This window comes from Pseudomonas sp. AN3A02, assembly GCF_011765255.1.
Lineage (GTDB): Bacteria > Pseudomonadota > Gammaproteobacteria > Pseudomonadales > Pseudomonadaceae > Aquipseudomonas.
On record NZ_JAARNI010000005.1, the window covers coordinates 73,164 to 86,284 of the forward strand.

Consider the following 13,121-nt stretch of genomic DNA (forward strand, 5'->3'; position numbering starts at 1 on the left):
CGGCGTTTTTTTTTACGTCTTTGTAAACCGCACCTTCAGAACCTCTCCTGCGTTAACAGGCTAGAATCCCCAAATTACCCTGGGGAGCCTGTATTGAAAGAAGCGTCTGAAAAGCCATTGCGCATCGTCCTCGCCGACGACCATCCGATTTTCCTCATCGGTTTGCGGGCGGTGCTGGAACGTGACGAGCGGCTGACCATCGTCGGTGAGGCCAATTCCCCCCAAGCCCTTGCCGAGCTACTGCAACACTGCTCCTGTGACGTACTGGTCACCGACTTCATGATGCCCGCCGAGCCCCAGGCCGACGGCTTGCGCCTGATCGAACAACTGCGCCGGCATCACCCGGGCCTGCCCATCGTGGTGGTGACCATGCTGAACAACGCTGGCCTGTTCCACGCCATCCTGGAACTGGGCGTCATGGGCCTGCTGAGCAAGGCCAGTCTCGCGGACGAATTGCCTGAAGCGATCCGCCAGGTGCGTCAGCAGCGACGTTATGTGGCCCAGACCATCAGTCAGTCACTGAACCTGGCAGGCGTCGAGCGCGTGCACTCCCAGGATCAACTGTCACCCCGTGAACTGGAAGTCATCCGCCTGTTGGCCGGCGGCTTGACGGTAGGCGAGATCGCCGCGAATCTTCATCGCAGCAAGCAAACCGTCAGCGCGCAAAAAGTCAGCGCCATGCGCAAGCTGGGCCTGAGCAACGACGCCGCGCTGTTTATCTATGTGCAGGAACACGGACTGGCCTAGCCTGAGACGCGATCCACTGTTTCAGTGCCTCGACATCCATGGGCCGGGCGATAAAGCAGCCCTGCAACCACGCAGCCCCCAGCTCACTCACCGCGTGATAATCGGCGGCACTTTCAACCCCGGTCACCACCACTCCGACGCCCAGGCGCCCGGCCATACTCATGGCACCGGCAACCACTGCCGCCTTGCGATCGTCCTTGGCCATGCCGCTGGCAAACGCCGGCGGGATCTTCAATTCGCTGAAGGGCAATTCCAGCAAGCGTTGCAGGCTGGTGCCGCCCACGCCGAAATCACCAATGGACAGCTTGCACCCCATCATCCGCAAACGCAGCAAGCCGGTGACGTGGGCGCTGTCGGTGTTCAAGCGCGAGGTTTCCACCAGTTCCAGGGTCAGGCTATGAGCAGGTATTCCGTGGAGTTGCAGCAAACCTTGCAGCACCTGGGGGAAATGCGCGCGCTCCAGCATTCGCCCCGGGATATTCACCGCCACCGGCAGCACCTGGCCGGTCTCGCGCATGACGTGTGCCGCCAGGCCCAGCGCTTGCTCCAATACGTGCCAGGTAAACGCCTCTTCCATTCCGGCAAACTCCAGCACCGGTAGAAACTCGTCAGGCAACAGCAGTTCACCTTCAGGACGCTGCCAACGCGCCAGCGCCTCAACACCTTGCAACGCACCGGCCTGGCTGACGATGGGCTGATACCAGACCGTGCCACAGCGTGCGATAACGGCCTGGCTCAGATCCGCTGAAGGTGGCAATAGCTCGATTTCGCTCAAACCCAGCAACTGGCGCACCCGCTCCCAGGACATCGCCGCCGGCCCGGGCCGCAGGCGTTCCTGGCACGCCGCCAGGACTTGCCCGATCAGCTTTGCCGACGCGGGCTTGGGCAAGCAGCCGAGCACGTTGAGCCCCAACTGCCGCGCCATGTTCGCCACGCCCTCCAACACCTCAGGCTCGGCGTTGCTCAACAAGATCAACACCTGAGCCTGGCGACGTTCAGCCAGTTCGCGGATCAGCTCCAGGCCATCGCCCTGCTCCAGGTAAAGATCGCAAATCGCAATGTCCACCGCGCCCTTGCTCTCCAGTGACTGCCGAGCGGCGTCAACCGTTTCGGCAGTGCGCACATTGAATACGCCGTTGGCATTGAGCATCTGATGCAGGGCCATCAGTTGGAACGGGTTGTCTTCGAGGATCAGGACTTTAAGGGAACGCATGAAAACTTTACCGGGGAGAAGCGAGGGTGCACAGACTAGTCAAAACCCCGCACCTTCCCCATAGGACATGTCTTATTCGGACCGATCCAGACAGGCATCAAGCTCGCACCGAAACTCGATCAATGCTTCGCGCAGCGCTAACCAATGCCTTTCAATCTCAGCGTTGCGCTGCTCCCGAATACAACCTTCCAGCGCCACGCAGGCCTTGGCCAGCGGCAACGCATCCACCAGGCAGCATATGCCCTTCAGGCGGTGCAACGAGGCGACCAGCCGGGCCTGATCGTGGTCCGCCATGCCGGCGGTCATCACGCTTTGTTCCTGCTCAAGACTCCTCGCCAGCTCCTGCAACATCTGCTGCAAAACCGGTCCGTCGGCCTGGGTCATGGTGCGCAGAGTCTCGATACTGAAAGAACGCGAAGGCGCCACCCGGGCAAGCACGCGCGTCCAGTGTTCAAGGGTCACGGGCTTGACCAGCAATTCATCCATTCCAGCCTCCCGGCAGCGCTGTTGTTCGTCATCCTGGGCATTCGCCGTGCAACCCACCAGCGCCAGGCGTGGCCGTTGCTCCTGGGCTTCAAGCCGGCGGATGGCCTCGCTCAAGGCGTAGCCAGACATGCCCGGCATGTTGCAGTCGGTGACCAACAGATCAAACACCTCGTTGCGCCAATGCTGCAAGGCAGCCTCGGCCGAGTCGACGGCCACCACCTGATGGCCAAGGAACTGTAACTGCTGAACCAGTACCAGACGATTGGCCGGTAGGTCATCCACCACCAGCACCGACAGGCTGCGACCGGCGACGGGCAACGACACGGCAGGTGCCGCAGGCACGTCGTCGCTGCTGACCCGGTCCAGGTACAGCTCGATGCACACCACCGTGCCCTGCCCCACAACACTGCTCAAGGTGATACTGCCGCCCATCAACTCCACCAGTTGCTGGCAGATGCTCAAGCCCAGCCCCGTACCACCGTGCTCGGCAGCCGTCAGCGCGCTGACCTGAATAAACGGCTTGAACACCCGCGCCTGCTGCTCGATGCCAATACCCGGGCCGCTGTCCTCCACGCAGATGTGCACGTATTCGGCACCCGCCTGGTCAAGCTTGCGCGCGACACTGACCCGAACCTCGCCGCGCCGGGTGAATTTGAGCGCATTGCCCAGCAGGTTATGGATAACCTGGCGCAGGCGCAGCGGGTCGAACCAGTAGTGCCCTTGCGCCGCCGGATCAAAAGCGAGGGTCAAGTGCAGGCCCTTTTTCTGCGCCATGGCCTCAAACAGCCGTTGTATGCCCTCAAAGAAAGCTTTCAAGTCAGTGGTCTGCGGTGCCAGTTGCAGATGACCGGCTTCAATCTTCGCCAGGTCCAGGCTGTCCCCCATCAGGGCAATTAACTCGAGTGCCGAGCGATGGGCCACCCGCAACGCTTCGGATACCGGCTTGCCTTCGGCCAGGGCACGCTCCTGCTCCAGCTCAAGCAGACCGATGATCGCCGTCATTGGTGTACGAATCTCGTGGCTCAGGGTCGAGAGAAAGGCGCTTTTCGCGTAGTTCGCTTCGTCAGCGGCCTGGCGTGCGTCCATCAGTTGGTTTTCCAGGACCTTGCGCTCGTTGATGTCAATCCAGCCACCGAGCAACCCTTGCAATTGGCCCTTGGCGTCAAAGAACGGCACCGTCCACTGATAGACATGAAAGGCCCCGCCCTTGAACTCCAGTTGCCGGTCGACGAACAGCGACTGTTGGGTTGCCAACTGTTCCATATGGCCGGCGTGCAGGCGCGCGGCCGTTGCGTCAGGCATCAGGCCGCTTTCCATCAGCGTCAGGCCCTTAATATGCTCACGCTTGGTGGCCAACTGCTGTTCGTAACTGGTGTTGCAGGTCACCAGGCGTCCTTCCAGATCACGCACAAATACCGGGTTGGGCATGCCATCCAGTAACGCGCGCTTGAATGCCAACTGGTCGTTGAGCCGCTGCTCGGCCTGCAAGCGTTGGCGAATCTGGCGCTTGAGCCGGCTGTTCCAGGCCAGGGACACCAGCACAAACAACAGCGCCATCGCGACCGTCCAATACGCCCACGGTGGCACACGTTGCCAGGCGGGCACCGGGACTGGCACGGTACCCAGCCAACGCAAACGCAGGGCACTCAACTCCGCGACCGGCAGGGCCTCCAACGCTTTGTTCAAAATGCTCAGCAGCTCGGGTTGATCCTTGCGCACCGAGAGGCTGTTGGCCGACCACTTGCCCTCGACACTGCGACCGATGCGCAATTCATCGGCCGGGTAACTCTGCACTTCCACTTCACTCTGGATAGTCGCCGCCGCGCGGCCCTGCGTTACCAGCTGACGGGCCTGTGCGTAGTTATCCACCGATTGCAGCTTGATCTCGGGGTGCTCGCGACGAATGTATCCCTCCAGGACATGGCGTGCCGGCAGCGCCAGGACCTTGCCTGACAGCTCGCTCAAACTGGCCACTGGCGGTGCATCCACGCGTTGGATAAACACCCAGCCGGAACCCCCAAAACCATGGCTGAAATTGAGGAATGCCTTGCGCTCCTGATTCTCGGCCAGGGTGGTGTTCATGTCCGCCCTGCCCGTTTCCAGCAACGCCAGGGTTTGCGCCGTGGAAGACACGTCCTCCATGACGAACTGCAGGCCGGTCATGCGTGAAACGCGGTTGAGCAAGTCCACATTCAGCCCCACCCATTGGCCGTCCTTGTCCTTGAATACGTAAGGTGACAGCTGCTGTGACGCCACCACCACATGGGGATGCTGGAGCACCCAGGCCCGCTCCCGGGCCGACAAGGCGATGCGCTCGGCGGCAATGCCGACGCCCAGCCCGGTGGTCCAGCGCGCGAGGATTTCCCGGCGCACGGAGTCATCGATACTCGCCAGCGCCTGGTCCATCATCGTCCCCAGCAGCGGGTCGGCCTCCCGTGTGGCAAAGGCAAAACCAATGGGCGCCAGGCGGCTTTCCACCTTGATCTGCAAGCCCAGGTAAGGCCGCAAAGACTTGTAGGCGCGCACAATCACTTCGTTGCCGATAAACGCATCGGCATCGCCTTGTTTCAGCGCTTCCAGGCCGCTGTAGAGATTCGGCGCCAGCATGATGTGGCTGCCGGGATATGCCTGATGGACGTTCTTGACGTTGGCGTAGCCGTCCAGCAACACCAGCTTCTTGTCGTTGAGGTCTTCGTTCTGGGTAGTGTCATCCCGGCGCACAACCACCACCGAACGGTCCGGCATGTAGTCTTCGGTAAAGTGCAGCCCCGAGACGTCGCGCTCATAACCGTTGGCACTGGTAAGAATATCGATGGTGCCGTTACGCAAGGCTTCCACCGCCTGCGCCCGTTCGGCGAAACCCAGTACTTGCATCGGTGCATTCAGGCGCGCGCCGATCAGGCTCAGGTAATCGGCGCTGATGCCCTGGTAGCGATTGCGGTCGCGGGTGATATCAATCGGCTGATAGTCATCAATCGAGATGCCCACTTTCAACGGCCGATGTGCCGCCAGCCATTGCTGCTCGCTGGCCGTCAGGGCCATGGGCTCCAGGGCAATGAACGCCGGCACCAGCTTGAACGGCAGGCTGACAGCCGCGAGGCTTGCCGAACCCTGCACAAGCAACAGCACACCTGTCAGCCACACACACGCGCGGGTCGATACATACACCAGTTGGGTTTCCTTGATTATTCTTGTTGGTCGCCGCGCAAGTATGGCTCGCCAGAATGAAAAAGCCCGTCACGAAGACGGGCTTGAGCTACCACGTAAAGCCGTTGGCTCAGAGTGGCTTGCCGCGATTGCCATGCTGGCTGACAAACGCCTGCACCGCTTTCAGGTCATTGGCCAACACCGTGCAACGCTCTTCGCGTTCAAACAGGTCGGTGAGGTGCGGTGGCAATTCCAGCGCTTTGCCAACACCGGCCTTCTCCACCGCTTCCGGGAATTTGACCGGGTGCGCGGTGCCGAGAATCACCATCGGGATGTCCAGGCTGCGACGGCATTCGCGCGCGGCCTTGACGCCAATGGCGGTGTGCGGGTCCAGCAGCTCGCCGGTCTGGGCGTAGACTTCGGCAATGGTCTCGCAGGTTTGTGCATCGTCCACGGCCAGGGAGTCGAACAGCTTGCGGGTTTCAGTCCAGCGCTCTTGCTCGACGCTGAAACCGCCACCTTGCTTGAAGCTGTCCATCAGGCCAGCCAGGGCCGCGCCGTTGCGACCGTGCATGTCGAACAGCAGGCGTTCGAAGTTCGACGACACCATGATGTCCATCGACGGCGACAGCGTGGCGTGCAGGGTTTCCTTGACGTACTGGTTGCCGCTCATGAAGCGGTGCAGGATGTCGTTGCGGTTGGTGGCGACGATCAACTGGTTGATCGGCAGGCCCATGTTGCGCGCCAGGTAACCGGCGAAGATGTCGCCGAAGTTGCCGGTTGGCACCGAGAACGACACCGAACGCGCCGGGCCGCCCAACTGCAGGGACGCATGGAAGTAGTAGACGATCTGGGCCATGATCCGCGCCCAGTTGATCGAGTTCACCGCCACCAGGCGCGTGCCCTTGAGGAAGCTCTGGTCGGCAAAGCTGGCCTTGACCATTTCCTGGCAGTCATCGAAGTTGCCTTCGATGGCGATGTTGTGGATGTTCTCGCCGAAGATCGTAGTCATCTGCCGACGCTGCACTTCCGACACGCGGTTGTGCGGATGCAGGATGAAGATGTCGACGTTTTCGCAGTGCTTGCAGCCTTCGATCGCCGCCGAGCCGGTATCACCGGAAGTGGCGCCGATGATCACCACGCGCTCACCGCGTTTTTCCAACACGTAGTCCAGCAGGCGACCCAGCAGTTGCAGGGCGAAATCCTTGAACGCCAGGGTCGGGCCGTGGAACAGTTCCAGGACCCACTCGTTACCGTTCAATTGGCGCAACGGGGCGATGGCGCTGTGGGAAAACACGCCGTACGTCTCTTCCAGAATCTTTTTGAAGTCGACGTCCGGAATGCTGCCGGTGACGAACGGGCGCATGACCCGGAACGCCAGCTCGTGGTAAGGCAGGCCGGCCCAGGAAGCGATTTCTTCCTGGGTAAAGCGTGGCAGGTTTTCCGGCACGTACAGGCCGCCGTCGGTGGCCAGACCGGCCAGCAGGACGTCTTCAAAATTCAGGGCCGGTGCCTGGCCGCGGGTGCTGATATAACGCATGACTGGCTCCTCTAGAGCATGCTTGAACAAGGGCCGCCGAACGCGTGGGGCCCTTGCCGCAAAACGATTAGTTCAGGTGTTCGACGCGGATCCGCACCACTGGCCCAACCACGCCCTGCAACGCTTCAAGCGCGGCGATGGCATCGTTGATGTGCTGTTCCAGCACGCGGTGGGTCAGCAGGATCATGGGCACCAGGCCGTCTTGTTCTTCGACTTCCTTCTGCATGATCGATTCAATGTTGATGCCGCGCTCCGACAGGATGCTGGCCACCTGAGCGAGCACGCCCGGGTGATCCTTGGCCTGGATGCGCAGGTAGTAGGCACTTTCGCAGGCCTCGATCGGCAGGATCGGATGGGCCGACAGCGAGTCCGGCTGGAAGGCCAGGTGCGGTACGCGGTTTTCCGGGTCGCTGGTCATGGCACGCACCACGTCCACCAGGTCGGCGATTACCGACGAAGCCGTCGGTTCCATGCCGGCACCGGCGCCGTAGAACAGGGTGGAACCGGCGGCGTCACCGTTGACCATCACGGCGTTCATCACGCCATTGACGTTGGCGATCAGGCGGTCGGCCGGGATCAGCGTCGGGTGCACACGCAGCTCGATACCGGCCGGGGTGCTGCGCGCCACACCGAGGTGCTTGATGCGGTAGCCCAGGGCTTCGGCGTAGTTCACGTCGGCGGTGGTCAGCTTGGTGATGCCTTCGGTGTAGGCCTTGTCGAACTGCAGCGGGATACCAAAGGCGATGGACGCCAGGATCGTCAGCTTGTGGGCAGCGTCGATGCCTTCGACGTCGAAGGTCGGATCGGCTTCGGCGTAACCCAGGGCCTGGGCTTCGGCGAGCACGTCTTCGAAGGTACGGCCCTTCTCGCGCATTTCGGTGAGGATGAAGTTACCGGTGCCGTTGATGATGCCGGCCACCCAGTTGATGCGGTTGGCGGACAGGCCTTCACGGATCGCCTTGATCACCGGGATACCACCGGCCACGGCAGCTTCGAACGCCACGATCACGCCCTTCTCGCGGGCCTTGGCGAAGATTTCGTTACCGTGCACGGCGATCAGCGCCTTGTTGGCGGTGACTACGTGCTTGCCGTTTTCGATGGCCTTGAGCACCAGTTCGCGGGCCACGGTGTAGCCGCCCACCAGTTCGATGACGATATCGATTTCAGGGTTGGTGGCGACTTCGAAGACATCGTTGGTAATCGCAATACCGGTCGTTTGGAACTGAGGCTTTGGCGTACGCGTGGCAATTTGTGCCACTTCAATCCCACGCCCTGCACGGCGGGAAATTTCTTCAGCGTTACGCTGAAGTACGTTGAAGGTGCCGCCACCGACGGTCCCTAACCCACAGATGCCTACTTTGACCGGTTTCACTGAAGAACTCCCCATGAAACGGCCGACTCAAGGTCGGCCGTGAAAACAGCCGCACAACTGCGGCTCTCTATTAATGACCCGCCGAACGGTCGGCGAGTCATGATCGTCAAGGCTCGACGATTTTGCTTACTTTGCGTTGAGTGCCAGTTTGGCAACTTGCGGCGCCGGCTGGTAGCCCGGAATCACCTGGCCGTCAGCCAAAACGATGGCCGGCGTGCCGCTCACACCAATCGACTGGCCGAGGGCGAACTGCTTGGAAACCGGGTTGGCGCACTTGGCAGCCTTGATTTCCTTGCCATCGACCATCTTGTCCATGGCGGCTTTCTTGTCGGCCGAACACCAGACAGCTTGCAACTGCTCGTCACCCGGCGAACCCAAGCCCTGGCGCGGGAACGCCACGTAGCGCACTTCAACGCCGAGCTTGTTCAGCTCAGGCACTTCGGCGTGCAGCTTGTGGCAGTACGGGCAGGTGGTGTCGGTGAATACGGTGATGTGGGTCTTGGTTTCGCCAATGGCCGGGTAAACCACGGTTTCAGCCACCGGAATGCCGTTGATCAGCTTGGACACGCCCAGGCGCTCGGCTTTCTCGGTGAGGTTCACCGGCTTGCCGTCTTTCAACTGGAACAGGTAGCCCTGGACGATGTACTGGCCATCGGCGCTGGCGTACAGCACGCGGCTGCCCTTGAGCTTGACTTCATACAGGCCGGCCATCGGACTGGCGCTGATGCTTTCAATCGGAGTGTCGAGCTGGAGGGCTTCCAGGCTCTTGCGGATTGTCTTTTCTGCGGCGTCATCGGCGACGGCAAAGGTGGAGACCAACGCAATGGCTGCGATGGCGAAAATCTGGGTCAAGCGCATGGGAACTCCTGAAGGCAGATGCAGGGACGGGAGCAGGAACACCGATCTTCAAACACGGGTTTGGGCCGTCCCCTTTGCGAACCGGCAAAGCCTACCACAGTTGGGCCGCAGGGCAGCCAGTCGCGGGGAAATTGGGCTTTTTCCGAGGTGATTTTCATCCGCGGGGATGGTGCTTGGCGTGCATCTCCTGCAAACGCGCCCGGGCCACGTGGGTGTAGATCTGGGTGGTGGATAAGTCGCTGTGGCCCAGGAGCATTTGAACCACGCGCAAATCCGCGCCGTGGTTGAGCAAATGCGTGGCGAAGGCGTGACGCAGGGTGTGGGGCGACAGCGACTTGCCGATCCCCGCGACCTTGGCCTGGTGCTTGATGCGATGCCAGAAGGTCTGGCGGGTCATCTGCTCACCGCGCAGGCTGGGAAACAGTACATCGCTGGGCCGACCGTTGAGCAACTCGCTACGGGCATCGCGCATGTAGCGCTCGATCCACACAATCGCCTCTTCGCCCATGGGCACCAGGCGCTCCTTGCTGCCCTTGCCCATCACGCGCAATACGCCCTGGCGCAGGTTGACCTGCTCCAGGGTCAGGCTGATCAGCTCGGTGACGCGCAGGCCGCAGGCATACAGCACTTCCAGCATGGCGCGGTCGCGCTGACCGATGGCTTCGCTCAGGTCGGGGGCGGCCAGCAAGGCCTCGACGTCGGCTTCCGACAGGGATTTGGGCAATGGCCGGCCCAACTGTGGCATGTCGATTTGCAGGGTGGGGTCGACAGCGATCAGCTTTTCCCGCAGCAGATAGCGATAAAAGCCACGTACGCCGGAAAGAAAACGTGCGGTAGAGCGAGGTTTGTAGTTTTGCTCCAGGCGCCAGGACAAATGGTCGAGGATCAGCTCGCGACCGGCGTTGAGCAGCTCGAGGTTTTTCTCCAGCAGCCAGCCGTTGAACAATGCTAGGTCACTGCGGTAAGCCTGGCGGGTGTTGTCTGACAGGCCTTTTTCCAGCCATAGGGCATCGAGGAAGCGGTCGATCTGGGGGTGGTCGATGGCGGGCATGAGGGCTCAGGCTGGGAAAGTGGCGGTGTCGGGTAGATCCTATCGCAGCACAGGCATCTACACATCAATGAAGGCGGGCAAATAATCTGTGGCGAGGGAGCTTGCTCCCGCTGGGGCGCGAAGCGGCCCTGATTGACCATTGAGGTCCAACACAAAGACTTCTATTGCAGGTTTCAGGGCCGCTGCGCAGCGCAACGGGAGCAAGCTCCCTCGCCACAAAAGCGACTCGATTCAGGATCAGTCGGCAAACCCTGGCAGCACGGGCACCGGTCGTTTGTCAGTATCAATCGCGACAAAACTGAACACACCCTGGATGGCCTTTTCTCGTCCGTCAGCGCTCATGCTTTCGACAAATACTTCCACCTGGACCTTGAGGCTGGTGTTACCCACCTTGATCACGCGACCGATCAGTTCAACGATGGAGCCCGCCGGTATCGCGTGATTGAAGTCGATACGGTCGGTGGAGACCGTCACAAGCGGCAAGCGGCAGAAACGCGTCGCCGTAATGAACGACACTTCGTCCATCCATGCCAGTGCGGTACCGCCGAACAGCGTGTTGTGGTGGTTGGTAGTCGGTGGGAAAACGGCTTTGGTCACATGGGTAACGGAAAGGTCAGTACGACGCTGAATTTCTTCGAGGCGGGTAGTCATGAATAGATACCGGGGAAAAAGACAAATTTCAGGCAACAAAAAAGCAGCCCGTAGGCTGCTTTTTTCTGCATCGGGAAGCTGGACTTAAGCCAGTTTTTCCTTGATGCGAGCTGCTTTACCGGACAGGTCACGCAGGTAGTACAGCTTGGCTTTACGTACGTCACCGCGACGTTTAACGGCCATGCTGTCGATTTGCGGGCTGTAGGTCTGGAAAGTACGCTCTACGCCAACACCGTTGGAGATTTTACGAACAGTGAAAGCACTGTTCACACCACGGTTACGCTTGGCAATTACCACGCCTTCGAACGCTTGCAGACGCGAACGGTCGCCTTCCTTCACTTTCACCTGAACGACAATGGTGTCGCCCGGGGCAAAGGTAGGGATCTCTTTGGTCATCTGCTCTGCTTCGAGTGCAAGGATGATTTTGTTAGTCATGCTGTGCTCCTAAGGTAAGTCGTCGGACCTACCATCGATACGTTGTTAACTATCGTCCCGCCCGAGGATGTATTCCTCGAGCAGCTTCTTCTCTTCTCCAGAAAGCGAGCGGCTTTCCAGAAGATCGGCGCGTCGTTCATAGGTCCGCCCGAGGGACTGCTGTAAACGCCAACGCCGGATGTGTGCGTGATTGCCACTTAGCAATACGTCGGGAACACGCTGATCCGCATACACCTCCGGTCGGGTGTAGTGCGGGCAATCCAGCAAACCATCCGTGAAGGAATCTTCCTCCGCGGAGTCCGCATGCCCTAAAGCTCCAGGCAGCAGTCGTGTAACCGCATCTATCAGGACCATCGCCGGCAGCTCGCCGCCAGACAGGACATAGTCCCCAATCGACCACTCTTCATCGACATGAGCTTCAATAAACCGCTCGTCAATGCCTTCATAGCGACCGGCAATCAGGATTAATGCTTCCAGATTCGCCAACTCGCGTACCGCCGACTGATTCAGCTGACGGCCTTGAGGGGACAGGTAAATTACCTTCGCCTTCTCCCCGGCGACTGCCTTGGCCTGAACCAACGCATCTTCCAGGGGCTTGATCTTCATCACCATGCCCGGGCCACCGCCAAATGGGCGATCGTCCACAGTGTGATGTCGATCCGTCGTGTAGTCTCGCGGGTTCCAACAGGTGAGCTGCAAGAGCCCCTGTTTCACCGCCCGACTGGTGATGCCGTACTCGCTGATGGCGGAAAACATCTCGGGAAACAAACTGATCACTTCAACGCGCAGGTTAGCCACGTTAGAAGTCCGCGTCCCATTCCACCTTCATCTCGCCCGCTGCCAGGTCGATGGCCAACACGCATTGCTCTGTATAGGGCAACAGGCGTTCACGATCATCCAGGCTACCAGCGCAAGGCTTGACCACCATTACATCATTGGCGCCGGTTTCCAGAAGATGATCGATTTTCCCGAACAATTGCCCGAGTTGATCAATTACCTTCAGACCTTCCAGCTGGTACCAGTAGTACTCGCCGTCGGTCAATTCAGGGAACAGGTTGCGCGGCACGCAGATCTCATAACCGGCCAGAAGACGAGCTTCTTCACGATCATCAAGACCCTTGAGCTTTGCGACCAGGAACTTGTCGCTCCCGCGTCCACTGACCAGCTCTACCTGTTTCACACTACCTTCGCGCTTGAGCGTCCAGGTCTTGTACTGCAACAGGTTTTCAGTCGGATCAGTAAAGGAATACACCTTCACTTCGCCGCGAACGCCATGAACAGAATAAATCTTGCCGATAACGATCAAATCATCAGCAACCGCTGGCGTCGCGTTCATATTGCTCAGGCCGCAGCCTTAGATGCATCCTTCAACAACTGAGCAACGCGCTCAGAAGGTTGTGCACCAACGCTCAGCCAGTAGGCTACGCGCTCTTGGTTCACGGACAGACGGACTTCTTGACCACGAGCGATCGGGTTGAAGAAGCCAACTTGTTCCTTGTGAGAGCCGTCACGTGGGTTGCGGCTGTCAGTTACGGTCAAGTGGTAAAACGGGCGCTTTTTGGAGCCGCCAAGGGCAAGACGGATTGTTAGCATGTGAACATCGTTCCTGTAGTCGGTGCTG

The 13,121-nt window shown here is 60.1% G+C and carries 12 protein-coding genes; 1 reads left to right on the forward strand and 11 read right to left on the reverse strand.

Annotated features, from left to right (window positions below):
• Positions 1-93: 93 nt before the first annotated feature.
• Positions 94-747 carry a response regulator transcription factor gene (locus tag HBJ59_RS19700; protein WP_167664501.1) on the forward strand — a complete coding sequence of 218 codons (654 nt, stop codon included), beginning with the start codon at positions 94-96 and terminating at the stop codon, positions 745-747.
• On the opposite strand, the gene HBJ59_RS19705 is transcribed toward HBJ59_RS19700, so the two are convergent.
• The 11 genes from HBJ59_RS19705 to rpsP form a co-directional block, all read right to left on the reverse strand.
• Entirely contained in the window at positions 716-1,960 is a 1,245-nt protein-coding gene (locus HBJ59_RS19705; protein ID WP_167664502.1) for an EAL domain-containing protein, read from the reverse strand. The two genes, HBJ59_RS19700 and HBJ59_RS19705, sit on opposite strands and share 32 nt — an antisense overlap.
• A gap of 72 nt (positions 1,961-2,032) precedes the next feature.
• Positions 2,033-5,614 carry a transporter substrate-binding domain-containing protein gene (locus HBJ59_RS19710; RefSeq protein WP_167664503.1) on the reverse strand — a complete coding sequence of 1,194 codons (3,582 nt, stop codon included), beginning with the start codon at positions 5,612-5,614 and terminating at the stop codon, positions 2,033-2,035.
• A 109-nt stretch (positions 5,615-5,723) separates the two neighbouring features.
• Positions 5,724-7,133: a threonine synthase gene (gene thrC, locus HBJ59_RS19715; RefSeq protein WP_167664504.1), complete on the reverse strand. Its 1,410-nt coding sequence runs from the start codon at positions 7,131-7,133 to the stop codon at positions 5,724-5,726.
• Between the two features lie 67 nt (positions 7,134-7,200).
• The gene (locus tag HBJ59_RS19720) at positions 7,201-8,505 is read right to left on the reverse strand and encodes a homoserine dehydrogenase (protein WP_003209580.1); all 1,305 of its coding nucleotides are present in this window, start codon (positions 8,503-8,505) and stop codon (positions 7,201-7,203) included.
• A gap of 126 nt (positions 8,506-8,631) precedes the next feature.
• Complete coding sequence (gene dsbC, locus HBJ59_RS19725; protein ID WP_063032964.1) at positions 8,632-9,363, reverse strand: bifunctional protein-disulfide isomerase/oxidoreductase DsbC; 732 nt, start codon at positions 9,361-9,363, stop codon at positions 8,632-8,634.
• 154 nt (positions 9,364-9,517) lie between these two features.
• Positions 9,518-10,414: a site-specific tyrosine recombinase XerD gene (gene xerD / locus HBJ59_RS19730; protein WP_167664505.1), complete on the reverse strand. Its 897-nt coding sequence runs from the start codon at positions 10,412-10,414 to the stop codon at positions 9,518-9,520.
• A gap of 237 nt (positions 10,415-10,651) precedes the next feature.
• On the reverse strand, positions 10,652-11,065 hold the full coding sequence (locus HBJ59_RS19735) for an acyl-CoA thioesterase (protein WP_063032965.1): 414 nt from the start codon (positions 11,063-11,065) through the stop codon (positions 10,652-10,654).
• A gap of 84 nt (positions 11,066-11,149) precedes the next feature.
• On the reverse strand, positions 11,150-11,500 hold the full coding sequence (gene rplS, locus HBJ59_RS19740) for a 50S ribosomal protein L19 (protein ID WP_003175895.1): 351 nt from the start codon (positions 11,498-11,500) through the stop codon (positions 11,150-11,152).
• 45 nt (positions 11,501-11,545) lie between these two features.
• Entirely contained in the window at positions 11,546-12,256 is a 711-nt protein-coding gene (trmD, locus tag HBJ59_RS19745) for a tRNA (guanosine(37)-N1)-methyltransferase TrmD (RefSeq protein WP_256670863.1), read from the reverse strand.
• 43 nt (positions 12,257-12,299) lie between these two features.
• Positions 12,300-12,836: a ribosome maturation factor RimM gene (gene rimM / locus HBJ59_RS19750; RefSeq protein WP_049711676.1), complete on the reverse strand. Its 537-nt coding sequence runs from the start codon at positions 12,834-12,836 to the stop codon at positions 12,300-12,302.
• 5 nt (positions 12,837-12,841) lie between these two features.
• Positions 12,842-13,093: a 30S ribosomal protein S16 gene (rpsP, locus tag HBJ59_RS19755; protein ID WP_003209587.1), complete on the reverse strand. Its 252-nt coding sequence runs from the start codon at positions 13,091-13,093 to the stop codon at positions 12,842-12,844.
• Between the last annotated feature and the right edge of the window lie 28 nt (positions 13,094-13,121).